Source organism: Pseudoalteromonas sp. GB43 (assembly GCF_054923805.1).
The window spans coordinates 3,425,759-3,452,513 of record NZ_JBPCHJ010000001.1 but is presented as its reverse complement, the minus strand read 5'-3'; the positions used below and the strand labels follow the sequence as shown (position 1 = coordinate 3,452,513).

Annotated in this window: 27 protein-coding genes and 2 pseudogenes; 14 read left to right on the top strand and 15 right to left on the bottom strand. The window is 37.6% G+C overall.

Translation table 11 applies throughout. The features are described from left to right. Positions 1-33: 33 nt before the first annotated feature. Complete coding sequence (locus ACRWSG_RS16505) at positions 34-2,391, bottom strand: TonB-dependent receptor domain-containing protein (RefSeq protein ID WP_462166785.1); 2,358 nt, start codon at positions 2,389-2,391, stop codon at positions 34-36. Between the two features lie 212 nt (positions 2,392-2,603). Continuing rightward, entirely contained in the window at positions 2,604-3,647 is a 1,044-nt protein-coding gene (locus ACRWSG_RS16500) for an alkene reductase (RefSeq protein WP_462166784.1), read from the bottom strand. A gap of 284 nt (positions 3,648-3,931) precedes the next feature. Here ACRWSG_RS16500 and ACRWSG_RS16495 point away from each other — a divergent pair, with 284 nt between their 5' ends. After that, complete coding sequence (locus ACRWSG_RS16495; protein ID WP_462166783.1) at positions 3,932-4,513, top strand: TetR/AcrR family transcriptional regulator; 582 nt, start codon at positions 3,932-3,934, stop codon at positions 4,511-4,513. An 85-nt stretch (positions 4,514-4,598) separates the two neighbouring features. Next, positions 4,599-4,997 (top strand): annotated as a pseudogene (locus ACRWSG_RS16490) (DUF2750 domain-containing protein). Between the two features lie 27 nt (positions 4,998-5,024). On the opposite strand, the gene ACRWSG_RS16485 reads toward ACRWSG_RS16490, so the two are convergent. Next, entirely contained in the window at positions 5,025-5,909 is an 885-nt protein-coding gene (locus ACRWSG_RS16485) for an AraC family transcriptional regulator (protein WP_462166782.1), read from the bottom strand. A gap of 229 nt (positions 5,910-6,138) precedes the next feature. Between ACRWSG_RS16485 and ACRWSG_RS16480 the strand changes: the two genes are divergently transcribed. Beyond that, the gene (locus ACRWSG_RS16480; RefSeq protein WP_462166780.1) at positions 6,139-6,663 is read left to right on the top strand and encodes a carboxymuconolactone decarboxylase family protein; all 525 of its coding nucleotides are present in this window, start codon (positions 6,139-6,141) and stop codon (positions 6,661-6,663) included. 469 nt (positions 6,664-7,132) lie between these two features. Here ACRWSG_RS16480 and ACRWSG_RS16475 read toward each other — a convergent pair whose 3' ends face one another. Continuing rightward, positions 7,133-7,666 (bottom strand): hypothetical protein, encoded by a 534-nt coding sequence (locus tag ACRWSG_RS16475; RefSeq protein WP_462166779.1) that lies wholly within the window; start codon positions 7,664-7,666, stop codon positions 7,133-7,135. A 279-nt stretch (positions 7,667-7,945) separates the two neighbouring features. On the opposite strand from ACRWSG_RS16475, the gene ACRWSG_RS16470 reads away from it, so the two are divergent. Together ACRWSG_RS16470 and ACRWSG_RS16465 are read left to right on the top strand one after the other, a co-directional pair. Then, the gene (locus tag ACRWSG_RS16470; protein ID WP_462166778.1) at positions 7,946-9,154 is read left to right on the top strand and encodes a hypothetical protein; all 1,209 of its coding nucleotides are present in this window, start codon (positions 7,946-7,948) and stop codon (positions 9,152-9,154) included. 246 nt (positions 9,155-9,400) lie between these two features. Beyond that, positions 9,401-10,057 (top strand): inovirus Gp2 family protein, encoded by a 657-nt coding sequence (locus tag ACRWSG_RS16465; protein WP_462166777.1) that lies wholly within the window; start codon positions 9,401-9,403, stop codon positions 10,055-10,057. Between the two features lie 190 nt (positions 10,058-10,247). Here the strand turns inward: ACRWSG_RS16465 and ACRWSG_RS16460 are convergent, their stop codons facing one another. The 4 genes and pseudogenes from ACRWSG_RS16460 to radC all read right to left on the bottom strand — a co-directional run bounded on the left by ACRWSG_RS16460 (position 10,248) and on the right by radC (position 12,007). Then, positions 10,248-10,487, bottom strand: coding sequence for a hypothetical protein (locus ACRWSG_RS16460; protein WP_348708397.1), 240 nt, complete (start codon positions 10,485-10,487; stop codon positions 10,248-10,250). Between the two features lie 45 nt (positions 10,488-10,532). Continuing rightward, positions 10,533-11,091 (bottom strand): annotated as a pseudogene (locus tag ACRWSG_RS16455) (tyrosine-type recombinase/integrase). Positions 11,092-11,099: 8 nt separating this feature from the next. Then, entirely contained in the window at positions 11,100-11,519 is a 420-nt protein-coding gene (locus ACRWSG_RS16450) for a DUF2787 domain-containing protein (RefSeq protein WP_462166776.1), read from the bottom strand. A 14-nt stretch (positions 11,520-11,533) separates the two neighbouring features. Further along, entirely contained in the window at positions 11,534-12,007 is a 474-nt protein-coding gene (radC, locus tag ACRWSG_RS16445) for a RadC family protein (protein WP_349561697.1), read from the bottom strand. A 122-nt stretch (positions 12,008-12,129) separates the two neighbouring features. Here radC and ACRWSG_RS16440 point away from each other — a divergent pair, with 122 nt between their 5' ends. From ACRWSG_RS16440 to ACRWSG_RS16420, 5 genes are all read left to right on the top strand, one after another. Beyond that, positions 12,130-12,318 carry a helix-turn-helix transcriptional regulator gene (locus tag ACRWSG_RS16440; RefSeq protein WP_462166774.1) on the top strand — a complete coding sequence of 63 codons (189 nt, stop codon included), beginning with the start codon at positions 12,130-12,132 and terminating at the stop codon, positions 12,316-12,318. Between the two features lie 70 nt (positions 12,319-12,388). After that, a complete protein-coding gene (locus ACRWSG_RS16435; RefSeq protein WP_462166773.1) occupies positions 12,389-13,039 on the top strand; it encodes a hypothetical protein in 651 nt (216 codons plus the stop codon). Between the two features lie 32 nt (positions 13,040-13,071). Then, on the top strand, positions 13,072-13,215 hold the full coding sequence (locus ACRWSG_RS16430) for a hypothetical protein (RefSeq protein ID WP_462166772.1): 144 nt from the start codon (positions 13,072-13,074) through the stop codon (positions 13,213-13,215). 10 nt (positions 13,216-13,225) lie between these two features. After that, on the top strand, positions 13,226-13,726 hold the full coding sequence (locus tag ACRWSG_RS16425; protein ID WP_462166770.1) for a hypothetical protein: 501 nt from the start codon (positions 13,226-13,228) through the stop codon (positions 13,724-13,726). After that, a complete protein-coding gene (locus ACRWSG_RS16420; protein WP_462166966.1) occupies positions 13,668-15,188 on the top strand; it encodes a DNA phosphorothioation-associated putative methyltransferase in 1,521 nt (506 codons plus the stop codon). Before ACRWSG_RS16425 ends, ACRWSG_RS16420 begins: the two co-directional genes overlap by 59 nt. Positions 15,189-15,505: 317 nt before the next feature. On the opposite strand, the gene dndA is transcribed toward ACRWSG_RS16420, so the two are convergent. Further along, entirely contained in the window at positions 15,506-16,633 is a 1,128-nt protein-coding gene (gene dndA, locus ACRWSG_RS16415; protein ID WP_462166769.1) for a cysteine desulfurase DndA, read from the bottom strand. A 122-nt stretch (positions 16,634-16,755) separates the two neighbouring features. Between dndA and dndB the strand changes: the two genes are divergently transcribed. The 4 genes from dndB to dndE all read left to right on the top strand — a co-directional run bounded on the left by dndB (position 16,756) and on the right by dndE (position 21,804). Next, positions 16,756-17,844, top strand: coding sequence for a DNA sulfur modification protein DndB (gene dndB / locus ACRWSG_RS16410; RefSeq protein WP_462166768.1), 1,089 nt, complete (start codon positions 16,756-16,758; stop codon positions 17,842-17,844). Positions 17,845-17,922: 78 nt separating this feature from the next. After that, entirely contained in the window at positions 17,923-19,500 is a 1,578-nt protein-coding gene (dndC, locus tag ACRWSG_RS16405) for a DNA phosphorothioation system sulfurtransferase DndC (RefSeq protein ID WP_462166767.1), read from the top strand. Beyond that, positions 19,490-21,451 carry a DNA sulfur modification protein DndD gene (gene dndD / locus ACRWSG_RS16400; protein WP_462166766.1) on the top strand — a complete coding sequence of 654 codons (1,962 nt, stop codon included), beginning with the start codon at positions 19,490-19,492 and terminating at the stop codon, positions 21,449-21,451. Before dndC ends, dndD begins: the two co-directional genes overlap by 11 nt. Further along, complete coding sequence (gene dndE, locus ACRWSG_RS16395) at positions 21,448-21,804, top strand: DNA sulfur modification protein DndE (RefSeq protein WP_462166765.1); 357 nt, start codon at positions 21,448-21,450, stop codon at positions 21,802-21,804. Before dndD ends, dndE begins: the two co-directional genes overlap by 4 nt. Here the strand turns inward: dndE and ACRWSG_RS16390 are convergent. The 6 genes from ACRWSG_RS16390 to ACRWSG_RS16365 form a co-directional block, all read right to left on the bottom strand. Beyond that, the gene (locus ACRWSG_RS16390) at positions 21,801-22,688 is read right to left on the bottom strand and encodes a hypothetical protein (RefSeq protein ID WP_462166764.1); all 888 of its coding nucleotides are present in this window, start codon (positions 22,686-22,688) and stop codon (positions 21,801-21,803) included. The genes dndE and ACRWSG_RS16390 overlap by 4 nt on opposite strands. Before the next feature lie 2 nt (positions 22,689-22,690). Beyond that, positions 22,691-23,671 (bottom strand): DGQHR domain-containing protein, encoded by a 981-nt coding sequence (locus ACRWSG_RS16385; RefSeq protein WP_462166762.1) that lies wholly within the window; start codon positions 23,669-23,671, stop codon positions 22,691-22,693. A 244-nt stretch (positions 23,672-23,915) separates the two neighbouring features. Further along, positions 23,916-24,281, bottom strand: a complete 366-nt coding sequence (locus ACRWSG_RS16380) for a hypothetical protein (protein ID WP_462166761.1) — start codon at positions 24,279-24,281, stop codon at positions 23,916-23,918. Positions 24,282-24,331: 50 nt separating this feature from the next. Beyond that, positions 24,332-24,505, bottom strand: coding sequence for a hypothetical protein (locus tag ACRWSG_RS16375; protein ID WP_462166760.1), 174 nt, complete (start codon positions 24,503-24,505; stop codon positions 24,332-24,334). 1 nt (position 24,506) lies between these two features. Next, positions 24,507-25,787 (bottom strand): sigma factor-like helix-turn-helix DNA-binding protein, encoded by a 1,281-nt coding sequence (locus ACRWSG_RS16370; protein ID WP_462166759.1) that lies wholly within the window; start codon positions 25,785-25,787, stop codon positions 24,507-24,509. Beyond that, a complete protein-coding gene (locus tag ACRWSG_RS16365; RefSeq protein WP_462166758.1) occupies positions 25,784-26,752 on the bottom strand; it encodes a hypothetical protein in 969 nt (322 codons plus the stop codon). Before ACRWSG_RS16365 ends, ACRWSG_RS16370 begins: the two co-directional genes overlap by 4 nt. Positions 26,753-26,755 lie beyond the last annotated feature (3 nt).

Below are 26,755 nucleotides of genomic sequence, written 5' to 3'. Positions count from 1 at the left end.
AACGATGGGCTATTTAAAACGTTAGCTTATTACTTAAAACTGCGCTGTAAGTGTTAAAGCTGCGGTACGTGGTGCACCAATAAAGTAGGTAGAGCCATTACCTGTGCCACCTGCGAGATATGATTTATCAAACAGGTTATTCACCACAAATGCAAGGTCGATTGATTTAAACATACCTGAATCAAGACTGGTATTATAACCAATGTTTAAATCAACCAAGGTGTAACCATCAACCTCGTTACGCGAACGGGTTTGCTCATCAGTCCATGCACCTAAACGCTCACCTGTGTATTTAGCCGATAAACCAAAGCGGAAATCACCACTGTAGTAGTCTGCCGATACCACAAATAAATCTTGTGCTGAGTCAATCACTTCATCACCCGCTTTAAAGCTGGCTGATGCATCCTCAAGTAGCTCACCATCGCTATTGTAAGCACTTGGATCGTTCGATTGATACTCAGAGTTATTGTAGGTATACGATGTGTAAAGATTCCATTTGTCAGTCAGCATATAGCTTGCAGAAAGCTCCACACCTGTTGACTCAATACCACCTACGTTGATGTAAGAACCGTTCGTGCCAATGGTGTAGTCAATACCATCGGTATCACTGCCCGGAGCAATAAAGGTAATGCGGTTATCAAATTCAATGCTGTAAGCGGTTGCTGTTAAGCTTAAGCGGTCATCGCTGTAACGCACACCTAGGTCGATGTTTTCAGCTGTTTCAGGTTCAATTTCGGTCAGTGTTGATGAATCACGTTCAAGTACACCATCTTTAATTGCCGCAAAGTTTTCGCTGTAGCTGGTGAATAGCTCTGTGCTTGCAGATAACTGATACAGCATACCACCGCTGAATAGTACGTCTGAATCACTGTCGATTTTATCTGAGTACTCATCTTCAAAATGGTTATAACGCTGCAGCTCAACAAGGTACTGTTTAGCACCTAAATTAAGTGTGAAGTCGCCTAAACTGATTGAGTCTTGTACGTACCACTTGAATGTATCTGTTTCGAAGGTGTTTTTATATTGTGTCCAATACGGCGTATGGTCAAAGTGATGATAAATACTGGCATCAATAACTTTATGCCAGTCACGTGACTCATCACGGTCTGTTTGTTCAAACCAAAAACCGGCTTCAATGTCATGGTTGCCAAGGGTTACTTGGTATTCACCGGTCATACCTAAGCGGTCTTTTTTGTAGTGAGTATGACGATACGACATAACCGGAATCGCATCATCTGAGTAACAGGCTGGGTTTAAGCCAGGATCTGAAGACCATGGCCACTCTAAACTTGCCGTACAGCCTGCAGCAGGTGCAAGTGGATTACCGTCGCTGTCGGTGAAGCCGTAGCTGCCAGCGTTTTCGCCCCCAATTGTTGTTGGGTTGCCATCACCATCAACCGGTGATGTTAAATAAGGCGGGATCCAATCACCACGACCTGAATTTTTATGATAGTAAGGTGACAAGCTTAAGTTTGAAGTGGCACCTAATGCGTAATCAAACTTTACATACGCAAGAGTATTTTCACGCAGTGTACCCCAGCCCTCAGCAAACATTTGATCAAAATGCGGCACGCCAGTCCAATTCCAAGTTAAACGATCCCAATCAGGGTTTTGTTCAAACTCGCTAATGCTAATGCTGTTATAGTTAATTTCGTGAACATCATCATACGAAACACGACCTGTTACGGTTAGGTCGCTAAAGTCTGATACAAACTTCGCTTCGATGTGCTGGTTGTCTTTACCACCATTGCTACCATCTCCAACCCAACGGCTGGTGTCTGTTTGCGAATAGCTGATATAGGCTTGCGTGTTATCAAACACAGTGCCAGTTTCGTGCTTAACAAAGTAACGGCTAGCGTTATGATCGCCCGTTGTGTAAGCAAACGTAGTGCTTTGCTCAGTGCTCGGTTGAGCACTCACAAAATTGAAAGTACCGCCTAATGCTTCGAGTGATGCTGAAGCAATATCAGACGTACCTTGCCCTACTTCAACCGTTGCTAAGTTTTCGCTGTCTAAGTAACGGTTTGCTTTTGCACCGCCACCATAGTTAGAACCGCCATTAGGAATACCATCAATCGTCATACCTAATTGCTGTTGATTACCATCGATACTAAAGCCACGCATAGTAATGGTGGTTGACCAGTCGTCACCACCGAATGCATCACCTTCGTTGATGCTAATACCCGGTAGGTTATCAATCACGGCTAACACACTTGATACTGAACTTTGTTGCTCAAGCATGGCAGGTTCAATAACGTTATTTGCATAACTGGTTGGCTTTGCAACAACGGTAATTTCTTCAATTTCGTTATTCGTGTTTGCATTTGCCGATGTTGCTAAAAGCGTTGCTACTACAAGGCTTAGCTTTGTTTTTTTAGTTACTGTGCTCATTGTTTTTCCAAGGTTACGTATTTAAAAGCGGGCACAGTATGCAGAGCGTGTATGACATTTAGGGTCAAAATTTTTGACACAACAATTAAACAATTAATGCATTTTCATGGCAGATTTAAGACTTAACTGTTTAATAAATAAGAAAGTATTAGAAAAAACGCCCAGTTAAATTAACTGAGCGCTTGTTGGTTGGACAATATTATTAGGTTTGCTTAAATCAGTTCAGCCAGCATTTCGTCGCTGTATGGTGTTAACGCTTCACCATTTTTAACTTTACTGATGTAATCTGGGTTCGCAATGAATGGGCGACCAATCGCAATTAAGTCAAATTGGTTATTATCAATAGCTTGATTAGCTGTCTCAAAGCTATAGCTACCTACCCCGACTAAGGTACCTTTGTACGCACCGCGCATATATTCAGATGCTGACTTATCACCTAAGCTTGCAAAGCGCATGCTGTCATCAAAAATACCAACATGTAAGTACGCAAGGTTACGTGTTTCAAGGGCTGGTAATAGATAATCAAATACCGCCTTATCACCGTCGCTTTCAGTCATATTAAAATACGCACCTGGCGATAAACGTAATGCAGTTTTATCTGCACCAATTACTGCCACGACAGCATCAACGACTTCAAGAGCAAAACGCGACATATTTTCTGGTGTTTGACCGTATTGATCTTCACGTTGGTTGGCAGCAAAGTGTAAGAATTGATCGATTAAATAACCATTTGCACCATGAATTTCAACCCCGTCAAAACCCGCTTCAATTGCGTTTTCGGCGGCTTTTGCGTAATCAGCTATTAAACCTTGAATGTCTTCAATGGTTGCCGCTTTTGGAGTAACGTAAGTTAACTCACGCATTCTCGGTACCGAACCTTCAACACCAATGGCTGATGGTGCCAGTACATCACCACCAAAAAAGTGAGGGTGAGCAACACGACCTACGTGCCAAAGCTGAGCAAACATTTTGCCGCCTTTTTCGTGCACAGCATCGGTGACTTTCTTCCAACCTTGAATTTGTTCGCTAGTAAATAGACCCGGTGTATTTGGATAACCTTGTGAATCTGGGCGAATAATCGTTGCTTCGCTAATAATTAAGCCCGCATCAGCACGGCGCGCATAATAGTCAACCATTGCTTGGGTAGGTACGAGATTATCGTCGCTCATACAGCGTGTAAGGGGTGCCATTAGTACACGGTTTTGCAACTCAATGCTGTCATTTAGTTTAAACGGAGAAAGTAAATCGGTTGTCATGGTTTTATCCTTATCTTGAACATACATTCAAGATAAGGGCGAAACAAACATACTTCAAGGTTTATTTTGAATAATCGTTCAAGATTACGTAAACTTCGTTTATACCAATTCGCTTAATTAAGTGGTCTATTTTGAGGCAAGAAAACCTCGTTGATAACAAGGCAAAAATTTCGTTATTTAGTTGTTCTAAATCAGAAATTTTTAACGCGGGTAGCGACAGGTTTAATCCCTCAAAATGACTAAGTATTATTGCGGATTGGTATTATAAACCGTGAGGAGCTTTAATGAGAACTGCTGAATTTGATACTGAATTTGTACTACGCCAAGCCATGCATGCTTTTATGAAATATGGCTATGCGAAGACCAGTATGCAAAAATTAAAAGAAGTGACTCACCTTCACCCGGGTTCTATTTACGCGGCTTATGGCAACAAAAAAGGCTTGTTTTTAGCCGCCACCGAGCAATATCAAAAAGACAGAAACCAACAATTTACCGCCCTTTTTAATGACCAACAATCAATTTTATCAACTCTTAAACATTACTTAACTGTGATTGTTGATGAGTGTATTGAAGGTGAAGTAGCTAAAGTATGCTTACTTACGAAGAGTATTTCTGAGGTTGAAGGCAATGACCCACAAATTTGCACTGTGCTGCGTGGCAACTTAAACGCTTATGAGCATGCCCTCGCTGAGCAACTTCAAAAAGCCCTAGATAACAACGAATTTGTAAGTAGCAAGTCAGCGCAACAACTTGCACGCTTTTTAGTCATGGGCATATACGGTATTCGTACCTATGCGCTGACAAATCAAGACCCTAAATCTCTGCAACAACTTGCTGACGATCTATTTGCTGCATTAGTAAATTAATTTAGCTAATAACTTTACTTGTCATATTAATTTATCACCTTATGATTAAGGTGTAGCTGTGTATAACTAAAAGAGTGAGCCTGTCATGAATAATGCAACTGCTAAACGTGTTGAAACTGAATTTGATACTGTACTCGCCTTAGGCGCAAAGAAACGACTCGCTTATATGTTTGAAACGGTACAAGAGTTTAAACAAGTGTGGATCCTCAATGATGAACATGGCTGCGTCATGCTCTCAAACGAAGATGACGACTGCGTGCCTGTATGACCTAGCCGCGAATTTGCCCAAAGTTGGGCAACCGGTGAATGGCAAGACTGCACACCAAAAGCCATCCCTGTAAAAGACTGGTTAAGCCGCTGGACACCAGGCCTTGAACAAGATGACTTACTTATTGCTGTATTTCCAACAGACCAAGACGACGGCACCATTTTATTCCCCGATGAGTTTGACTCACAACTGAGAATGCCAAAAAGACGATTTTAAATACAAGGGAGCCATGCGCTCCCTTTTTTATGCGATTTGTTGTAACCGCAGTGCTGAAATATCTTTAATCGGTGGCTTGCCAAAAAAGCGTGTGTACTCGCGGCTAAACTGCGATGGACTCTCGTAGCCCACTTTTAAAGCCGCAGAGCCTACATCAATTCGCTCATTCAGCATTAATTGCCTTGCCGCTTGTAGCCGTAAATTTTTTACGTATTGCAACGGGCTCATCTTTACTACATCACGAAAATGCAGGCTGAATGTCGACGGGCTCATGTGTGCATCACGGGCTAAATCATCAATTGAAAATTGACTGGTAAAGTTTTCTTTTAACCAACACAAGGTCTTAGCGATTTTTTGATGGGCTGAGCCAGACATCACAATTTGCCTTAAAAAAGGGCTATGCGGGCTATTTAACAAACGCAATATAATTTCTTTTTTAATAAGTGGCGCAAGATTAGCTTTTAATTGAGGCTCTTTGTCGAGTTGAATCAGCCTAAGTAAAGCATCAAGCAAACCATTATCACTATCAACCACCGACATAGCTTGGTGCTTAGGGAACTTGTCTTGCCCGGCAAAATCCATTTCAGCAACAATGTGGCTGATTTCATGAGCATCTAAGCGTAAGTAAAGACCGTAAAATGGCTGCTCTTTACTAGCACGAGTAATATGCGACGCAACAGGCACATCGACTGAGGTCACCAGCGATTGCCCGTCAGTGTAATCATAACTATGTTCACCCAGCACAACTCGCTTTGCACCTTGCAAGCTAATACCCAGCCCTAACTCATACACGCAGGCCATCGGTAATGAAACTTCGCTTCGTCTGAACACCAATAATTCTGGAATCCCTGTTTCAAAATTACCGTCTGCAATCGCTATTGCTTTCACTGCTTCTATTAATGCCTGACGCATTTAGATTACCTCACATAAATACTCAATTAAGTGTATCACCGTAATTTAAGGTTAGGACCATTTAAGGTAACAATTCGTTATTTTAGGCAAAAATTAAATCATTTATGGCAAGCAGAAATAGCCATCATCGACCATAATGTATTTTCAATTTTTCGATTGCATGCTCTATGTAATCAGCAACTGCTACAAAACCTCAATACATTCAATATCTAAAATCAAAAGAGAAATTATGAACCATAACAACACGGATTTATTTGTGTTTGTCGCGATCGCTGCTTTGGTCACCGTTCATGACAAGCCTTTGTTAAAACGAGCATGTCAGCACGCATTGAATGATGGCGTTTCAATGCAAGAGTTGTGTGATATTTTACCGCATATCAGTGTATATTCTGGGGTGCCAAAAGCATTGTTAGCACTGGAAATTTTAAACTCACTTGATGATATTCAAGGTTCAAATGCGTTGCTTATCAAACGCACAGAGCAGCAGCTAAAAACCGCACTCACATTTGGCCAACTACCTTTTGGCATAGAACAGCAAAACAACAGAGTTTTTGAGCTTGCCTCTTTAGGCGCTTTGTTTGCATTAGACGATGCCAACAGCTTAGTTAGCGAGCAACTTAAACGCTGTGTATTACTTGGTTATAGCCGTGAACAACTTGAATTATTAGTGATAGAACTTGCAAGGAAAGTCAGTAGCCACATAGCAATGCGCGCTAAATGTAATCTTGAAAAGCACTTTGCTATGGTGGGGTAAATTTAAGAAATGGCGGGACGGAGAGATTCTTAAACAAACGATAAACTTTTGTTTTACATTAATAATAAACAAAACAAGCAGCCAGTGAAATACCAAATGGAATACTATAAATTTAGTATTCCATTCCTTAACAAAAACATGAAGAAAACTTAAACTACACGATGAAGATAAAGCACGACCCTGTAACCAATTCTGTGCAACTACCAGTTAGTTAATTCTTATTCATTTTTTGCCTAATTCTAACTTTCTAAAGGGTAACTTAGAATAGGCGAACATACAAAGTCATTCAAATTACATAAACCAAGATATCAACTCAACTCATGTAATAACTTTTTCATTTTCTCGTCAATTGAAGCTAATTAATATCGAAAGACCAAGTATTTTTTCGAGAAAGCAGATGTACTAAAGGCTATTTATTTTAATATAACCATGACTGCCACAAAATTATGCCCCCCTCTCTGAGCTTGCTCTACCCCTCCCAAACATCTAATAATCTAGTAATCTTAGTATCAATAGTTGATAAATTTTCTCTTATAGCTTTAATCTCAGAACTATCATCAAAAGTTCTCTGTTTGAGTGTGTAAGGCTCTTGCACTTTTGTACCTTCAGATATCAACTTAGGATTATTTCTTGCATAACCTATTAATTTTTCGATATATTTAGATTGTGACAAACCATCAGCGTCGCTTAAAAACTTTAGTCTGTCACGGGCTGATTTAGTCACCTCTAACTGAAGTTTACACACTTTATTAGTTGTATTTTTCAACCCTCTTTCATAGCTTTTCCAAGCTTTATAGAGCTTATCAAGGTTAACTTTTTGACTATCTTGATTATTATCACTTATACGTTTTATTTCATCTCTAATAAAGCTATCTAATGTAGAATCTGGGAATTTAAAATAATGATTATAACTGTCATAGCGCCATGCTAGCCAGTTACGTAAATCTTCGTTATCTTCCTTAACCCAAGTCAAAATTTTCTTGTTATCAATCCAATCTGTCATTAGCTCTTCCTTGTGATTTAGTGTTTGTAGGTTTCATCCTAGACGATAATGTAATACCAATTAGTTAGCAAATACTCCTTTGAATTTTTACATTTCAATTAGATTCTGACTTAACATTTATTAGACTTTATTTCAACACTAACCAAAAGACTCATATAGCCTCTAACTAAACACTAAGTAAGATATTTAATTTATTTAACAAAATAACACCCTGTTATTGTGTTAGAATAATTGAAATGGTTTACTAGTTGGTATATGCACTTCATGAGGAATCATTAAATGAATGAGTTTTTCACCTTAACCACAAGTCTGTCAGCATACTCAAAATGGATTTTAACTCGTTTAATTTTGGATAAAACTATTGAATGTAAATTATCTAAAGCGGACTTAATCAAATTAGGATGCCCACATAATAAATTCAAAAAAGTTGTAGATGAACTACTTAGAATCAATGCCATTTTAGTACACAATGTTGAACACATTAAAAAGGGGCGACCTTCTAACTCGTACATTTTTATCTATGATAAATATACAGAAATGAATAAGTTATTATCGAGTGAAATGCTTGCCCAGATAGAAGGAGAAGATTTTAGAGTTCCGGTTAAAATAGTATGGTGTTTTTTTTGCTTAAACAAAGATGAATTTGGATTCGTCGAAAACCTTTCAGTGCCTGTTATTGCCAAAGCCTGTAAGTTGAAAAATGTAGAAGTAAAAACAGCTATTGCGCAACTTGTAGCATCAAACAAAATTCAACAATTAACAACTGGATGTACTTTTAAGAAAAATGGCTTATTTACTCATGAGGAAAATCTATCTATCACAAAGAGGGCATCCGCATACGCTTTATCAATACCTAATTACGATACAGTAGATGAACTAAAAGCAACTCCATTAAACTTCAACTTTAACTTATTATTAAGTTCAAAAGAGGCTAAAACCGAGGATTATGTAAGTAGTATTTGCAACTCGCTACCAATCAACATTGCCAATAGGTACAAAGTGCTTTTTGATGTTCACCTAAAGCGCCTTTTTTCAAAGCATTCACTTGAGTTATTTAAATCATATTTAGCTGATCAACCCAAGAATTCTATTGATAACTTTCGGAGAACCTTGGGGCTACTTGTTGTAAAGTGCATAAAAAAAATTATTAGTTATAAAAACCGAAAACAGCACCTATCTATACTTGATATTAGCAAATCATTATTTGGAACAACCGATATCTTTCACATGAACTCGAATTTATATCATCTAAGTAGTTTTATCACTTCTTATATAAAGGTTTATGTAAATTGCTTTTTGTTTAATACATATGTTTACTTTAAAAAATCAACTCCCTCTCGAGTTAATGTTAAAACCTACAGAAACTACATATCTGAAATCGATAATTTTAAAGCTGATGCTTTTTTCTTGAACAAGAAACTTTTTTTGCACCTGAACACAAACAATCTTACACCTAATGTAAGAATAGCATTTAGTTCAAAAATTTAGATATCAAAGGACTAGAAATAGGCTAATCAGTTTGTAACTTCAGAGTAGAATTAATTGTGGGTAAAGCTTATATGTACCACGCACGAAAAAAGAAACACTTGCTACGGGCTTGATTTTTTTCAAGCCTAATTTCGGTTTGGTAGTATTTATTAGAGTTACTAGTAACGAAGGAATTATCAAAACAAATTCAAATAAAAAAATACGATTCATCCACCTGATATGTAATATTAACAATCAGGATAAAAGATGAATAATCAAACACAATACTCAGTAACTACTAACCCTACGTACAAGCAATATCAAACACTCGCTAGAGACAATCAGCCCTTAGTTATTCCCTACTTAGATGCTATCGAGAAAGTCATGCTTGCTGCATGTGGTGAGCATAAAAGAATGTTTGCTGTGAGAATTGATTTAAGGCTACCTGCTTTTTCAAATACAATTGATTTAGATAGCAACAAAGTTCTTAAACGATTTATTGCCTCTCTTGAAGCGCAAATTAAAGCTGATGCAAAACGTAAAGCTCGTGAGGGTAAAACGCCACACCCATGCAATATTAGGTATATTTGGGCTAGGGAGCAGAACACTGCTCACCACCAGCATTATCATTGTGTGCTGTTTTTCAATAAGGACCGGTATCACTGTACAGGTAAAATAGATGCGGAGAGTGATAACCTGTTTACTAGAATAGTAAAAGCTTGGGCGAGTGCGTTGAGCTTACCAGTATATGAAACAATGGAATTAGTTCATCTGCCTCAAAATGCACATTACTATCTTGATGCTAATAGTCCCACTTTCACTCAAGACTTCCATGCTCTTTATTTTCGACTAAGTTACTTCGCTAAACTTAATACTAAGCAATACGGATTAGGACAGCGGTGCTTTGGTTATAGTCAGAGGTAATATTTTAATTAAGACCTGTGCTTCTCATAACTTGTTTTAACGAGATTTTGAGACCTTCAACTAGCCAAATAAGCTTAAAGCCTTAGTATATAAGGGCTGGCAAGTTCCCAAAATAGCATTACGAGAAGCTAAAAATACAATCAAAGACAAAAAAAGAACGCACTCATAAAAATGCGTTCTTCGTTTGTTACTAGTCAAATAAACTAGCAATACCAGCAATTACGCCACCAGCAACCGCCAATGGAACTGTAACAGGTGCAGAGACTGCACCAGCCCCAATGATGATAGCACCGGATGTAATCGCCCCTGCTGCGGCTCCAGAGCCAACAGCAACGGCTGTACGACCAATACTAGCCTCGCATTTACCCGTAATCTGTTTTGATAACTCATTACCAACGAGTCCACACGTTACGGCTTTATTTAAAGACATAATGCCTCCTATTAAATTGAAAGTAGCATCTAATGTACTACCCTGCTATAGCTCTAACTCTTCAAAATCTTTATCTATTTCCTCCTGTGTTATGCCAATGTAGCGAAGTGTCGTTGCCTCGGAGCTATGGCGAAGCATTTTCATTACCCGCGCTATATCATGCGTTTTATGGTAAAGGTGATACCCACGTGTTTTACGCATTGAATGCGTGCCTAATTTAATGTTTAGTTCCTCGCCTACCAGTGCAAATGCCCTTGTAACGACTTCGTGATAATGGTCTAGGTTTAGAGTATTTAGCTTGCTGATTACGGTAAGACTGAAAAAGGTAGACGTGAGTAGGGTGAGTTGAGCGGATCTCATTTATAAAGCTCAATGCCTTGTTATTTAGCTTAATCTCGGCAAGCTTGCCTGTCTTACTTTCAAAAATGAGTAGCCGATCATTTTGTATATCTGTAAATTTAACTGATAACAGATCAGATATTCTCAGAGCTAAATTCAAACCGATATTCCAAACATCACTCATCTGCTTAGAGCTACGCTTCTCAAGTAAATAGCTTATTAACTTAACCGTATCTAGATCTTTAACTGCCTGGACTTCAGACATACTCCCTCCTAGTCACAAGTGATTGATACCTGATAACAGCCAGTGCGGTAATACTCAACAAAGTTTGAAACAAATAAAGTAAAAAGCTCCTTTGCTTCATGATGATCCAACCAGCCGACAAGCAAATGAAAAACTCGATTGCTAGAAAAGCAAATATCAATTTCTTTCACCAATTCAGGGGAAACATTTCCCTGGTAAGAAAAATCAGTAATATATGCGAATTCCCAATTGTTAGTATGCTTTTCTAATCGCACTTCAACTGGGTGAAAGCCCCCTATTTCTGGCCCGTATTCAGGATCTTTAAAGTTGAGCGTTAACGACTTCGCTTTGTCACTAGAACACTCACTTAACGCAACCTCCTTACTAACTATTTCAATAAAAGTGTTTGGCACTTTTAAACCTTTTATTTGCTCTATTTTGATTGCCATTACTAAGTCTCCTTTTAAATTAAGCCATGCTCAGCAAATGAATAACTTGTTTCACCGATTATGATGTGATCAAGAACAGAGACATCTATTAGATTTAATGCATCGCGCAGCTTGTTGGTGATTAATTTGTCTGCTTGGGATGGTGTAGCAACACCAGAAGGATGGTTATGAGACAAAATGACTGAAGCTGCATTTAACGACAAAACTTCTTTTACAACTTCTCGAGGATAAACGCTCGCCGCATTAATGGTTCCCCTAAAAAGCTCTTTAAAAGCGATAACTCGATTTTGACTATCTAAAAACATTACCGCGAACACTTCGTATTCATGTAATGCCAACTTATGTCTCAGGTAGCTTTCGCAATCGTTCGGGCAATTTAATACACCATCACGAAACTGCTTCTGAGCAATAATGTATGCTGCTGCCTCAAGAATTTGTTCATCATCTACAGGATGCTGAAACTCATACAAAGGTTTTTTCTCTTGCATTTTTTGTCTCCATTGTGGTGAATGCAAGTAGATTATGTATGGCTATAAAATTTTAGTTTTAGGGCATAAAAAAATACGAGCTTCGGAAAAGTTATGTACTAATAACTAACCGGAGAAAATCCATGCGTTTAATTAAATTAAAAGAAGTTTTACACATGACAGACCTTAGCCGTGCAACGATATACCGTTTTATGGCTGCTGGTGGATTCCCTATGAAAGTGGAGTTAGGTGGTAACTCTGTAGCTTGGGTCGAAAGTGAAGTTGAAGATTGGATAAATGAAAAAATACTCAAAAGAGACGACGAAAAATAAACACGGCCTGTAGATATTGTAATCATTTAGCAGTAAATTAGTCTTATTAAAAAGGATTTTAAGGCTAAACATGCTACACAAAGAACTAAAAGAAAAACAACGTAAACTACGAGACAACTTTCCTGAAGGATTAGCTTTAAGAGTGCACAGAGCACTAAGCTGGTTAGATAAATCAGAGCAATGTAATCAAGATTTAGACTGCCAATTTATATTTTTATGGGTGTCGTTTAATGCAGCATATGCACAAGATACAGAGTGCTTAAGCTTAAATGAAACCCAGTCATTCAGCCATTTCTTAGAAAAGCTTGATAAGCTTGATTCTAATAGCATGATTTACAATTTACTTTGGAATGAGTTTCCAAACAGCATTCGAGTTTTGTTAAGTAATAAGTTTGTTTTTCAACCTTTTTGGCAACTACATAATAAACAAATTACAGAGCAGGAATATGCTCAGCGTTTTAAAGATGCCAAGCGAGCAGCTAACTATGCTTTGGCAAATGAAGAAACGGCAAAGTTAACCTCCATCGTATTACAGCGACTCTATACTCTAAGAAATCAATTGATACATGGGGGAGCTACTTGGAACAGCAGCGCTAATAGAGAGCAACTCAAAGATGCTGTACAGTTTTTATCGCAACTGATTCCATACATCATCGATATAATGATGGATAACCCAAGTGAATTATGGGGCGATGCACACTACCCTTTAGTTAACAAATAAAATATTAATACTCGGAAATAGATATCAGCAAGATGAATCAAAAAGGTGTTTGGCTTAGCAGTAAAGAAGCGATGAAGCATCTTAAAATAAGTGCTTGCGAATTAATGCACCGCCGTGAGCGTGGTTTGCTTAAATTCGAAAAGCGCGGTCGTGCTTACTTTTATTACTTTGAATAAATAACCCACTATGGACTTTCCTGAATACAAGCAATTAATTAAAAACCTAAAGCATGGGAAGTCTTTACCTACCGCTGTTTATCTTCATAAATCTTGTATTGCAGAATGCTTGCCAGAGGCCCTATCAGCATTAATAAACACAACAATAAAAGCGTTAGAGATAGAGATAGATGCAGATTGGAATCTAATAAAGCTCTATAAACGTGATTTTAAATTTACCTTGCTCGAGTACCCAAGTTTTGATCAAAGCTCATACCCAGAGCTTCTAAAAAGCCACACAATAGACATTTACGAAAACACGGTAAAAACGACAGATTACAGTAGCTCTGCCAACCCACCAATACTACATCGTAAAGAAACATTCGTTTTACCAAACTACCCTAATTACAAGCTCTTTGAAGAATTAACGAAAGAAGGTGAGCAAATAGACCTTTTATCAAAACACCAAAAGTATTGGCTTCAAAAAGCAATGGCAAAACTTAATAAAATGCAAAGGCTACAAGTTAGATGAAAATGGCAGACTTCATCAAGTAGCCAAAATAGTTGAATCAAAAAACCCCGAACAACCACAACAAATACAGCGACACCTAACAGCTATAAACAGAGATAGACTATCAGCCCCATTCCAAAAACTTGCAAAGTATGGCTACTTAAATGGTGACTATTCAATACTCGATTACGGGTGTGGGTTAGGTGACGATGCAACCGAGCTTGAAGCTCATGGGCTAAACATTAATTCCTGGGACCCTGTTCATCGCCCTAATGCAACTAAAACACTGTGCGATATTGTTAATCTTGGCTTTGTACTTAATGTTATTGAAGATCAAACAGAGCGCCGAGACACGCTAAAAGCGGCATACCAATATACAAATAAGTTGTTACTTGTTTCTGTCATGCTGGCTAACGAAGCCAAGCAAGAGCATTTTAAGCCATATAAAGATGGTGTGGTAACTAGCCGTAATACGTTTCAAAAGTACTTTAGCCAAGCGCAAATACGCTGCTACATAGAGCAAGTTTTAAAGGTAAAAACAACACCATTTGGGCAAGGTATCATTGCTGTATTTAAATCTGCAGAACTTGAAGAAGCACACCATCTTGAGCTGCAATTTCAAAATTATAACTGGCAACACATTACACAACGCCCAACACCTAAGGTTATAAATAAAGCTGAGCAAAAATCGTTATTTGAAAAGCATCAAGACTTATTAGCTGATTTTTGGCAATATTGTTTACACTTAGGCAGAATGCCTGCCAATGACGAATTTGAACAAAGCCCCGCAATTAGGCAAATATTTAGTAGCCATAATAAGGCGCTCCAGTTTTTACAAGGCTACTACGACCAAGCTGAATTTGAGCAAGCAAAAATAAAAAGGCATGACGATTTACTTGTGTATTTCGCCCTTAGTCTATTTGGAAAACGTAAAGCTAAAAGCCATATGCCTGCAAAGCTCACCCGCGATATAAAAGTACACTTTGAAAGCTATAATCATGCACTCGAAGAAGCTAAGTCACTGTTATTTTCAATTTCTGAGCCTGCCAATATTGGTAATGCATGTTATCAAGCATATGAAAATATAAAACTTGGCGAACTACACGATAATCACTCTTATATTTTACCTACCCACTTTTTAAACCAGCTTCCTGCTATTTTACGTGTTTATATTGGCTCTGCAGCGCAGCTTTATGGCGACATAGACGAAATAGATTTAATAAAAATACATATGCGCTCGGGCAAGGTGACCTTTTTAAAATACGATGACTTTAATAAAAAGCTGCCACTCCTCACGATGCGAGTAAAAGTGAAATTACTCGAACTAGATACAGACTACTTTTTCTATGGCGATGATTACTCTAACCAACCTCTGTACAACAAAATTGATTATTTAAAAAAAGGCAGTAGCGAATACAAAAGCCAGCAACGCTTTGATAAAAAACTAGCAGCCATGCTCAAAGGTGTCGAAAAATCAGAATGACCAAACTGGCCTATTTTTGCTCAAGGTGTTTGAATATTGGTCAGTTGAGTTAAAGGGAGATAAATTCTTCAAAAAATAAATTCCTTAAAATGCCAGATTGCTGGCGGCAACCAAAGGGCGAATACCGCCGTCCGCCCCTTGTAACCCCACGGCGCCCCACAACTTCACTTATCCTTTAAACAAATAATTAATATGAACGTAAACGCGATGAAAGCACATCCATGTGCAAGCATCGCTTTACTCATTAATTATCTGTTTTCAGGTGAAGTTGAAGGGGGATTATCTTAGCTACGGAGCATTAATCGACTGAATCAACATCATAACTTTAGCTGTTCCAATTTCTCAATTATTTCAGTAATAGGCAGTGACTCTGTCATATGTCCCCATGAAACCCTAATTGCACCAGCAATACGTTTCTCATCTAGTTTCATTGCCGTTAAAACATGTGAAGGCGTATAACTTGATGATGTACATGCTGAGCCATTAGAGACAGCCGCAATCCCTTTTAGCATCACCATAGCAGCCTCAGAGTTTATATCTGGAACTGAAAAATTAAGTACAAATGGAGATGTATTTTCACCGTTGTATTGCGCATCTAGTGTGTTTAAAGCTTGAACTAACTCATCTTTCAAGTTTTGTGCGTGCTTACGCCATGCAGCTGCATTTTTCTGTGCAATCTCACATGCTAAACCAAAACCTGCAATCAAAGGCACCACTAAAGTACCTGGGCGTAGCCCTTTTTCTTGCCCACCGCCAAACATAATTGGTTTTAATGGCGGCTTTAAAAAGCCACGCTTTCGCATGATTAATGCGCCGATACCTTTTGGGGCATATACTTTATGACCACTTGCGCTTATTAAGTCGATACGCTCATTTTTCAAATTTTCACTCAACTTACCAAAGCTTTGTGCCGCATCAACATGCAAGTAAGCTTCATGTGATTCAAGTACATTACATATTTCTGCAATAGGTTGTATAGAGCCAGTCTCATTGTTAACGTGCATTATCGAAACTAAACAAGTTTCTTCTCTTAGAAGCGTTTTGAGCTCTTCTGGATTTATAATGCCGCTTTTATCAACTTCTAAATAACTTACGGTAAAACCGCTTTTCTCTAAGTGCTCAATTGGCTCTAAAACTGCTTTATGCTCTATTCGAGTTGTAATGATGTGCTTTTTGTTATTCCCTTCACCAAACGCTTTTAAGCCTAAGATTGCAATATTATTGCTTTCGGTTGCGCCACTAGTAAAAATCACTTCAGACTTGTCTGCGTCAACTATATCTGCTACTTGCTTGCGTGCTTTTTCAACGGTTTTTTTAGCGTTTGCACCAAATTCATGAGTACGGCTGCCAGCATTGCCATATTCTTCAACCATTAGTTTATACACTAAGTTCGCAACTTCTTTTGATACTGGAGATGTTGCGTTCATATCAAGATAAATAGACAAGTTAGCTCCTTTTTAATTTTTACACGAGACTTTATACACAAGATGATTTAGAATGTCTCGACTATTCTGTACGTACGTACAAATAAAAAAAACGTACGAACTTTGTTTAAAGGTTTTTTATTATGAACCAAATTATATCTGGAATCTCTTTTCCAGCCATTCGTGGAATACAAGCAGAAAAAGAGTATTACACTGTTATGTGTCCTCTTAAAAGGTTAAAACGAATATTTACATTTGATGAGACCAACTTATTGCCAGAGGATCGGGCGCAAAGAAGTTTGAACCCAAATAGAATTCCTCAGATCAGTAACTATATTCGTTCAAATCGAGACGACTATACCTTTTCGTCGTTAACAGCTTGTATAGCTGGGGAGTGCTCTTTCGTTCCTACAGAAGAAGACGGCCCAGGTAAAAATATTGGTACATTATTAGTTGATGAAGATGCTGAATTCTACATTACAGATGGACAACATAGAACTGCTGCTATTAAAGATGCTTTAGAAAAAGACCCTACTCTTGAAAATGAGCATATATCAGTTGTTTTTTATATAGGTAAAACATTACAACAAAGACAAAAGATATTTCGTGATTTGAACTTATTTCCCGTCAAAACAGGTAAATCTTACGGTGTTTTATTTGGTAACTCTCCACAAGAACTACTAACCAATGCAGTTGCAAAACAATGTGATTTTTTTAATGGGGTAATCAGCTTTGAAGATGGTAACTTAGGCCCTCGCTCTTCAAAACTATTTAAGCACAGCTCATTGCATGCTGCGAATATAGAGCTATTCCCTAATGTAAACGAAGATAATTTGCAAATCTGTATAAAAAAAGCAGTCGAGTATTGGGACTGTGTTGCTGCAAATTTAAATACTTGGTCGCTTGCAAAAAACCACGAAATGCCAGCTAATGACAGAAAAGAATATGTAAATTTTTCTGCAATTGTTCTTAAATGCTTAGGAATGATTGGTCATGAATTATTAGCACAAAAAAGCTATAAACAAACATTAAAGAAATTAAAAAAGATTGACTGGCGCCGCACAAACAAAAGCAATTGGGAAGGGCGCTGTATCAGTCAAGGACGTATGATGCACAATAATAACGCTGCTTTATTAACTATAGCTAAGATAAAAACGCAACTAAACATAGCACTTTCTTTGAAAGAACAAACTGAAGAAGCAAAATTCCAAGAGGAACGAAATGGCTACTGATAAAGATGTACAGTTCCATTCGACCTTGGCGAAACAGGCTTAAAAAGCTCGATTCGCCAGAGCATCGATCATATAAAAATGCTTTACCAAAGCGACTCAATCCCTTGGGTAATTGGTTACAGCGGCGGTAAAGATTCAACCGCAATATTGCAGCTCACATGGTATGCCCTGCAAGAGCTAGCACAAGAAGGTAAATGCGAGAAGAAAGTACATGTAATTAGTACAGATACCCTTGTAGAAAATCCAATTGTAGCAATGTGGGTAGGTAAGTCTCTGCAGCGCATGAAAGAACAAGCAGACGAGCAAGGTTTACCAATTGTTCCTCATCGCTTAACTCCAGCAGTTAAAGACCGCTTTTGGGTTAACTTAATTGGTAAAGGTTACCCAGCTCCTCGTTATAAGTTTAGATGGTGTACAGATCGTTTAAAAATATCGCCATCAAATACGTTTATACAAAACATGGCTGATAAAAACGGCGAGGCTATTTTAGTACTTGGCACACGTAAAGCCGAAAGTACAGCCCGTGCAGCAAGTATGGAGCGTTTTGAAAGTTCTACTACCAATACACGTAAGGCGCTTGGTTTAACCGAAAACGGATCACTTGAGCGCGTGTGGGTTTACACCCCTATTGCTAGCTGGAGTAACGACGATGTTTGGGTGTATTTAAACAGCATAGATAATCCATGGAACTTCCCAAATCATGACTTAATGGGTATGTATCAAGGCGCTACAGAAGGTGGCGAATGTCCACTTGTTGTTGATAAATCAACGCAAAGTTGTGGTGATAGCCGTTTTGGTTGTTACGTGTGTACTATGGTATCTGAAGATAAATCAATGAATGCCATGATTGCTAACGACGATGAAAAAGAGTGGATGTATCCACTTGTAGCACTTCGCAATGAGATTGAAGTAAACGACGCCAACCGCGCTAAAAAAATTGAGAAGTTAACTCGCGATAAAGCCAATCGTGACTTTAGACGCATGAACGGAAATCTAACCGTGCATGTATCTAAACACGGGGCTGATTTAGTGCCTGGCCCATATATTCAATCTTTCAGAGAACATTTGCTAGGTAAAGTATTAGAAGCCCAAGTGGCTGTACAACAACTTGAATACGAAGAAGTTAAAGATCTTGAACTACTGCCACTTGAAGACCTAGAAGAAATTCGTCGAATTTGGCTAGAAGAAAAGCACGAAGCAGAAGACAGCGTGCCAAAAATTTACCAAAAAGTACTTAAAAAAGAATACCCAGGTAAACAACGCGCGCACCACCCTATTCTTAATTTAGACGTACTGAATAAATTAAAAGCGCATTGCCAAGAGCAAGGCGACGAAGACGGTTTACTATACCAACAAATGCGCTCAGTAATGAGCATTGCTAATAAGCATAAAAACCAATTACGCAGAGCAAAACTCTCTGACGAGCTTGCACAAAGCCTCGATAAAGGCGCGTTTAATAACTTATTTGAAGCAAAGCAATTTGCATTAGAGCGCGAACGCCATCGCTTACAAATACAACTAAACAATTCTCCTAATTTAACTGAAGATGATAAAGCTGCAATTCAAGAAAAAATCATCATGGTAACTAAGTCGATAAAAGAACAAGGCTACAGCTCTCTGCTTATCGATTTTGAAGAGGTACACGATGATAATTAAACAACTTACCCTCGAGAACTTCGGTATTTATCAGGGGCGACACGAAGTCGATTTAACCACAGCAAAGGATAAACCTATTATTTTATTTGGTGGTTTAAACGGCGGCGGTAAAACAACCTTTCTGGATGCATTGCAACTGGTGCTTTATGGTAAACATGCAAAATGTTCTAACCGTGGGCATCAGTCTTATAGCAGCTTTTTAAGTAGCACTAAAAACCGTTATGTTGGCGATCACGATACTGTCGAAATTTCACTTACGTTTGCACACACAACCGATACCACAACCAAAGAGTTTGTTGTAGTACGTAATTGGAAAACCAACACAAAAGACGTTAAAGACAAAGTAACAGTTTATTGTAATAAAGAAGAAGATAGCCACCTAAGCCAATACTGGGATGAGTTTGTAAATGAATTTATTCCACTTAGCTTGTCAGACTTATTCTTTTTTGATGGCGAAAAAATCGAAAACCTTGCACACCCAGACAGAAGCGCCGATTTAATAAAAACAGGTATTGAAAACTTACTTGGTCTTGATCTACTTTCACAACTGCATATTGATTTAAATAATGTTGAACGTAAACGTAAAAGCGATAATTTAGAAAGCAGCATTATTGCCAAAGTTGAAGCCTTAGAGGCTGAAATTGGCGACCAATCAACACTTGTTTCAAACCTTAAAACAGAAATTGCAAGTATCGAAAAACGTGCAAGCGATACTAATTTAAGTATTAATAAGGCACGTCAAAAGGTTCGCTCTGCAGGTGCTCACTTAATTGAAGAGCGCGACTCTATAAAGTTTGAACTAGGCGCTATTGAAGAAAAACTCAAAACCAATTTAGCCGAGCGCGTAAAATTGGATGCTGGGTGTGGACCACTTGGCTTAATACCTAATTTAATTGCAAGTACACAAGCACAAATTAAAAAAGAAGAGCAAGCAGTACAAGCCAATGTTATTCAAAGTGCTATTACTGAGTACGAAACCACTATTACACAAACACTTATTAACGAAAATGTGCCACAAAGGGCACTAAAAGCGCTCAATAATAAAATGGCTACCTTAGCTCAAGAGCGTGAAGAGCTCGCAAATACAGAATGCTACATTGGCAGTAACGGGGCTATTTTTAATGGACTTGATGAAAAAATTGCGCAAGATAAGCTAGAGCGTTCAAACTTGCTAAAATCACGCGAAGAGCTCCTGGAGCAACAAGCTCTTTTTGATAAAAAATTAGAGTCAATTCCTGATTACGAAACTGTACAACATTTATTGAGCGAACTTGCAGGGCTTGAAGCCAAGCTTAAAAACGATTTTGTTTTAATAAAGCAAAAACAACAGTTGTTACAGCAAGCGCAAGCACGCGACGAAGTATTAAACACTCGCTATGCAAACCTACTAACCCAGCAAAGCAAAGACACATTTGAGCAAAAGCGTTCAATTCAAGTAGCTGAACACATTGTTAAGCTAAAAAATACCATGAAGTCATTTGCTGATGAGTTAATACTAGAAAATGTAAAAGGGCTTGAAGAACATATAGCTGTTAAATTTTTTGACCTTTCTCGTAAAAACAACTTAATTACCGGCGTTAAAATTTGCCCTGATTCATTTAAACTGAAGTTACTCGATACCAATAAAAACCCTATGTCGCCAAGCCGATTATCAGCAGGTGAAAGGCAGTTACTCGCCATCGCTATTTTGTGGGGATTAGCTGAAGCTTCAGGTAAAGAAATACCAACCGTGATCGATACACCACTGGGGCGTTTAGATGGTAAACACCGTACTAAGTTAATTAATAACTACTTCCCTAAAGCGTCAAGACAAGTGATTTTATTATCAACCGATGAAGAAATAACAGGGCAATACTACACGCAATTAAAACCTGCTATTTGCCGTGAATATCACATTAGTTATAACGAGCAAGAACAAACCTCAACCTTTACTGAGGGGTACTTTTTATGAATACCACACTCCATACAATTGACTCTATTAAACTCTCTGAAAAACAAAAGCAGCAACTCGTTCGCCTAAAAAGTAAAACAGGTATCGAAAACTGGAACGTATTGTGCCGTTGGGCTTTGTGTATGTCGCTTGCTGAAGATTCAATCCCCCCTGTTGAAGAAATTCCATCAGACAGTAACGTAGAAATGAGCTGGAAGGTGTTTGCCGGCGAATATGCCGATGTGTATTTAGCTGTGCTGCGTGAAGCTTATCATAAACAAAGTGCACAATTAGAAAGTGTGCACTTTGGCGACTTTGTTAAGTTACATTTGAATCGTGGGATTAGTTTTTATACCGCTATAAGCGCCCGCTAAAGCTCATATAGCTTAGAGTTAACATCGGACATCACTTGTCGTAGAATTGATTCTAAATATATAACCGAATAAACATTCTTTTGTTTAGTTGTTTGTTTTTTATATATTCGTGGCCAATTAGTGATATTTATCCTACTGCTGGGCGTTAAATAGGACTTTAAATCAGCTAAATCGCTACAAAAATCAGCTGAGTAAGCATTAGGAAAAGAATAGTTCCAGTCATTTCTCACATTATTAGGGGTACTTATCATAGTCGAACTAGAATTAAGTATAGATTTACATAATTTTAGAATCTCTACTTTAGTATCCCTAACATCATTAATGTTGTGTTTATTAAGAATATTTAAAAGGTTACTCCACGCTAATTCATGAGGAGGACTCTTTTCTTTTGAAGAGAACCTGATTGATATATATTTATCAATATCAGCACTCACAACACCAATATAATTCCCTCTATCAATTTTATTATCACCCGCTACATATGATGCAATAGAGTTACAGTGCTCTTTTTTTAAATAAAGATTGTAAATACCAAACAAACGAGAAAGCTCAATAGCAGAATAAAAAGCTGAGTAATATGCTCCAACTATCAACCAAGTTTCTGGTAAATGTTTAACTGATGGACCGAGGAAACTTTTCATATGCTTCTGTACTTTTTGATAAGAAAAGTAAAAATCAGTAGCTATAATTTTTGAATACAACCTCTCTGAAATTTTTAATTCGAACTCACGCTCACTGAAAATAGTTACATCTACACCTTCACCTGTAAGTAATATTTCTTTCAAAGTATCACGGGGATGGGGAGTAAAATCTTTATCTACTCTCTTGAACCCTACACGATCTAAATTTTGTAAAATCGGATTCTTTATGAAATTTACAGGCATGACTAAAATTGATCATCACTAATAGTAACTTTCATTGTTACGGCTGAAACGACTTCTTGGGCTAAATTCTTAATTGCCGACTTATTTGTTCCAGAATGTAAATCCCAATTTATGTTAGAAATTGGCTCAAGGGCTTTTTCGAAATAATTCTGCTTGTACCCACCAAATTTAGACTCTACAACATGACATATATCCATAAAACAGCTCATTATCGCTTGGAAAAAAGCCGAATTTGCAACTTTTTTATTGTCACCAAAAATTTCTGTGGTAATTACCTCTAACGCTAACATAAAGTTGATTAAAACTTTTTTCTTTTGTTCAAGAGTAAAAACATTAAACGGAGCTTTGGTTAAAATTGGCTTCATTGCGTTTTGAAAAGCCACATGAGAAAGCTTCCCGCTTACACTTTTAGTCCTCGACATTTTTCCGGAAAGCGGCGATTGAGGATTATAATCCAGCTCATCAAACAAAACTTTAAGCAAAAACTCCTCACTATTTTCGTCAGCAGTAAACTTTTCTAATTCAAGACGTAAGGTTTTAGGCACGCCCATTTGGTGACCATTAACATCTAAAAAATATTGTACTTCTGTACTCTTGTTCAAACCAAAGAATATACATACAGGAAGATATATATCTTCTTTACTTTTATAAGCACCATACAACCTATGCTGCCCATCAATCACTAATAAACTTGAATTTAGTTTTTCAATAGTTAGTTTCTTTTTCTTTTCATTATAATTAGCATTTTCAGCTGTAGAACTTAAAATCAAAGATCCAGGTATCATATTTCCATCATCTAAATATGTCGCAATTTTATTAACTCGCCCCTTACTTAAAGTTCGCTGATAGCCCGCTTCAGGATCTTCTTCAGCTCTAGTTACAGTAGTAAGCTTAAATAACTCCTTCGCACAGAAACTAGCTAAGTAATACTCACCTTCGTTATATTCAATCTTTATTGCATCAATTTCTATAGTATCGTTCATAGCTTTTCAGGCCCTAAATTTATAATTGAACTCTTGCACACTGTATCCTAACCAACTTCCCTTCTAATTTAAGGTAAGCATCCCCTTTACCGTTTAGCACTTCTGCATCTTGTTCATCGAGGATCACACAGCTTTCAGACTATTTTTAACTCGCAAAGCAAGTTGTGCTGGGAGGTTGGAACGTAAGTTTGTGCTGATTACATCGCCACTTGGTTTTTGCATGGCAATAATTAAATATCAACTTTCATTCTTTAAACCAAAGTCGTTGCTCTTTGTAATACTTTGCACCTTCGTTAATCAAAATCCCCGTTACAGTTGTAGCTGTATCAATTCCAGTTAAAGAATGTACTTTTGCATTGATTTCCATAATACTCATTGGCTTAGTCATTTCATCTAATATTTTTCTCACAGCCTGCGCATTTGTATAGCGGCGTGTATCTTCCCCCCACTCTACAAGGCCCAAAAACATAGAGCGACCAAGGTAAAACCGCTCATCTCGTTGCGCAAGACTAAGTAAGGTGTAACTTTCTGGTAATTCTAAACCTAAGTTTATTTTATCTAAAAAGTCTTCGACCTCAGTAACATGAATACCTCTTTGTTCACTCTTCAAGTAGCTATGAAGCGCATCTAAGTACTGAGTGATGTTTTCAGAGTCAATATTTATGTCTCTTTCGTAAAGCCCCCATGTATCTGAATCACTTGCAGCATTCTATCTGTTGGTTGTAGCTGCAATGCTTCATGAACTCCCCTAGTAGCCTCTAATCGAGCTTTAATTTCTTTACCCTTTAATGGCTTTCCTGCGTCTTCTAATATTTTGGTAAATGCATCAGCCATATCAACTCGAATCTGTTGGTTTTTGCCCTGAGTCAGCTCTAGCCCAAACATTTTTATTTAAATAAGTAAGTTCGTCACAATCCTCAAGAATAATATTAAGAATATAAAGGTTTAAATCTTCAGGTAACGAGGGGAATTTTTCTTTTAAATATGAGAGTAATTCTGTCACGTGCCACTGTTTTGCTAGAGGACCTTCATACATCATTTTGCTAACAACTGTGCGAATGTGTTTACATATTAAATCCGAAATAGGATTAAATTTAGGTAAACCATAAATACCACGTCCAAACAGTTTTGCTCCCAGCTTAGGTAATGAGCCATGAGCTAAACGCTCTTCGACTTTACGCCCCATTACAGCGGTTGCTCTAACTGCGACTTCACTGTAATGTAATGGTGCCTCAGCTTGTTGAAGAACAGTATAAACTGCACTTTCACCTGTTTTACCATAAGCAATTAATACTTTATCTTCAGTATTAAATTGTAAGCTATCATCAAAAGTGCTCCAAAGAACAGGTAAAAGCTCTACCGCGCCTCTATTTTCCAGCTCTGCTTTGAATATTAGATTTATATCATCTTTAGTCCAGCGGCACTCGCCTGCTTTAGCCTTTAATGACTTTCTGAAACCACTAATAAGATTATCCCAATTATCTTGGTTAACCCTTGAGATCACTACTGCATCATTTATAGTTAATAGCTGAATTTGATTCTCGGAAAAAAGTTTTATGATCGCAGCTAAATGACGATAGTTACCAATAAAACCTGCGAACCATTTATCTTCAACTTCTAACATCTCAAGATATAGAGGCTCAATTCTATCTATTAGTAAATTCCCAATTTTAATAGCAATTAAATCATCCCAATATTCATTTCTTATGATTTTATCAATGTTCATTTTCTGAATTTGACGTATGCGCTCCCGACTAACCCCTATAATTCCCCCAATTTCATCTAATGTTTTTATTGGTTCTCTGTAGGCTGTTCTATATTGGAGAATAAGCCTTGCTTTATCAGTAAGTGTTGCCATTGAGTTTTCGAAATGTTGCTTTAGTGGTATATCTTCTATTGAACTTTCACCTAACGACTGGTCTCCCACTGGTTCGCTAGTCTTATCTGGTATATCCTCTATTGAATTCTCAGCTAAAGACTGTTCTCCCACAGATTCGGTAACCTTGTCTGGAATACCATTTGGTATATGAGCAGGTTTATCGAAAAATTTTCTTAACTTTATTAAAAGTAGTTTGCAAAAATCCTTTGCAGATTTCTTCCCAAAATTAAAGGTCATGTCAACATATCAACATACGTTAAGCCTACAGCATCTCTCAGATAAAAAATTCCCTGTATTTTAAAAACATTAGTTACCCTTACAGTTAAATCTAATTGCTCAATGCTTTCATCTAAAATTGGAAGTGGTAAAATTGGTATTAGCTGACAGGGGTCTGTTAAATCTATATCTTTTTTTAGCTGTTCAAACCTTATAAAATCTAGTTCGCGGCTAACTTGATCAATAAATTTATGTCTATTCTCTAAAAAGGTTTTGTCATCAAAAATAAGTAACTTTAAACATTCACTTTCTAAACTAGGGTTTTCATCTTGTAATACTTTTAACCAACCAGTAAATTCCTTTTTAGCACTTAGTGCATAAAACATTCCATTGCTAGTTTTTCCAAATATTTTATCTGATGATGAATTACTATAGTCAGTACCTTTACAGTGCCTATTCAACTCAACATTCAAAACATTAATTGGCTTTTTTGCACCAAAATTGAAAAGGTTACAATCTATGATATGTCCGTAGATCTCCTCTTTAGACATAGGTCGAGATGCTGTCTCCAAGACTTCTAAAGCCGCAGAAGCAATCGTGTGATTTGCTTCTACCATAGTGCTAGTTTCCTGTCCTCCATTTTCCGTTACAGGGAGGTCATCCTCTACCCCAATATCGTAACCAAAGCCTGATAGCAGTTGATAAAGAGGTATTTTACTATTATTCACGACCTTGTTACTTGTTCGGTACTCTATAGGTAATGCCCACTTTACACTTGAAGAAACAAGTATACTTTCCTTGAAGTGTTCGATTTCCTCATAACTCGGTACCTTTGGACGCATAAAGCCAATATGTATAATACCGACCTTATTAAACATTTTTTCGTTGCTCCACAAAGTGTAGATCGAGTTAAGTTCTCGATGAACCGTCACATCAAAAGAACCATTATCATTTACAATACAAAAAAACATCTTTAGTGCTGACATACC

What these genes read in the sequence shown, in the direction of transcription:
- ACRWSG_RS16370 (WP_462166759.1), bottom strand. Translation starts at nt 25,787, where the DNA reads ATGACCTTTAATTTTGGGAAGAAATCTGCAAAGGATTTTTGCAAACTA.
- ACRWSG_RS16425 (WP_462166770.1), top strand. Translation starts at nt 13,226, where the DNA reads ATGGACTTTCCTGAATACAAGCAATTAATTAAAAACCTAAAGCATGGG.
- ACRWSG_RS16385 (WP_462166762.1), bottom strand. Translation starts at nt 23,671, where the DNA reads ATGAACGATACTATAGAAATTGATGCAATAAAGATTGAATATAACGAA.
- radC (WP_349561697.1), bottom strand. Translation starts at nt 12,007, where the DNA reads ATGCAAGAGAAAAAACCTTTGTATGAGTTTCAGCATCCTGTAGATGAT.
- ACRWSG_RS16375 (WP_462166760.1), bottom strand. Translation starts at nt 24,505, where the DNA reads ATGGCTGATGCATTTACCAAAATATTAGAAGACGCAGGAAAGCCATTA.
- ACRWSG_RS16450 (WP_462166776.1), bottom strand. Translation starts at nt 11,519, where the DNA reads ATGGCAATCAAAATAGAGCAAATAAAAGGTTTAAAAGTGCCAAACACT.
- ACRWSG_RS16390 (WP_462166764.1), bottom strand. Translation starts at nt 22,688, where the DNA reads ATGCCTGTAAATTTCATAAAGAATCCGATTTTACAAAATTTAGATCGT.
- ACRWSG_RS16480 (WP_462166780.1), top strand. Translation starts at nt 6,139, where the DNA reads ATGAACCATAACAACACGGATTTATTTGTGTTTGTCGCGATCGCTGCT.
- dndE (WP_462166765.1), top strand. Translation starts at nt 21,448, where the DNA reads ATGAATACCACACTCCATACAATTGACTCTATTAAACTCTCTGAAAAA.
- ACRWSG_RS16505 (WP_462166785.1), bottom strand. Translation starts at nt 2,391, where the DNA reads ATGAGCACAGTAACTAAAAAAACAAAGCTAAGCCTTGTAGTAGCAACG.
- ACRWSG_RS16470 (WP_462166778.1), top strand. Translation starts at nt 7,946, where the DNA reads ATGAATGAGTTTTTCACCTTAACCACAAGTCTGTCAGCATACTCAAAA.
- dndC (WP_462166767.1), top strand. Translation starts at nt 17,923, where the DNA reads ATGCTTTACCAAAGCGACTCAATCCCTTGGGTAATTGGTTACAGCGGC.
- ACRWSG_RS16465 (WP_462166777.1), top strand. Translation starts at nt 9,401, where the DNA reads ATGAATAATCAAACACAATACTCAGTAACTACTAACCCTACGTACAAG.
- ACRWSG_RS16430 (WP_462166772.1), top strand. Translation starts at nt 13,072, where the DNA reads ATGAATCAAAAAGGTGTTTGGCTTAGCAGTAAAGAAGCGATGAAGCAT.
- ACRWSG_RS16435 (WP_462166773.1), top strand. Translation starts at nt 12,389, where the DNA reads ATGCTACACAAAGAACTAAAAGAAAAACAACGTAAACTACGAGACAAC.
- ACRWSG_RS16440 (WP_462166774.1), top strand. Translation starts at nt 12,130, where the DNA reads ATGCGTTTAATTAAATTAAAAGAAGTTTTACACATGACAGACCTTAGC.
- ACRWSG_RS16495 (WP_462166783.1), top strand. Translation starts at nt 3,932, where the DNA reads ATGAGAACTGCTGAATTTGATACTGAATTTGTACTACGCCAAGCCATG.
- ACRWSG_RS16500 (WP_462166784.1), bottom strand. Translation starts at nt 3,647, where the DNA reads ATGACAACCGATTTACTTTCTCCGTTTAAACTAAATGACAGCATTGAG.
- dndB (WP_462166768.1), top strand. Translation starts at nt 16,756, where the DNA reads ATGAACCAAATTATATCTGGAATCTCTTTTCCAGCCATTCGTGGAATA.
- ACRWSG_RS16365 (WP_462166758.1), bottom strand. Translation starts at nt 26,752, where the DNA reads ATGTCAGCACTAAAGATGTTTTTTTGTATTGTAAATGATAATGGTTCT.
- ACRWSG_RS16475 (WP_462166779.1), bottom strand. Translation starts at nt 7,666, where the DNA reads ATGACAGATTGGATTGATAACAAGAAAATTTTGACTTGGGTTAAGGAA.
- ACRWSG_RS16460 (WP_348708397.1), bottom strand. Translation starts at nt 10,487, where the DNA reads ATGTCTTTAAATAAAGCCGTAACGTGTGGACTCGTTGGTAATGAGTTA.
- ACRWSG_RS16485 (WP_462166782.1), bottom strand. Translation starts at nt 5,909, where the DNA reads ATGCGTCAGGCATTAATAGAAGCAGTGAAAGCAATAGCGATTGCAGAC.
- dndD (WP_462166766.1), top strand. Translation starts at nt 19,490, where the DNA reads ATGATAATTAAACAACTTACCCTCGAGAACTTCGGTATTTATCAGGGG.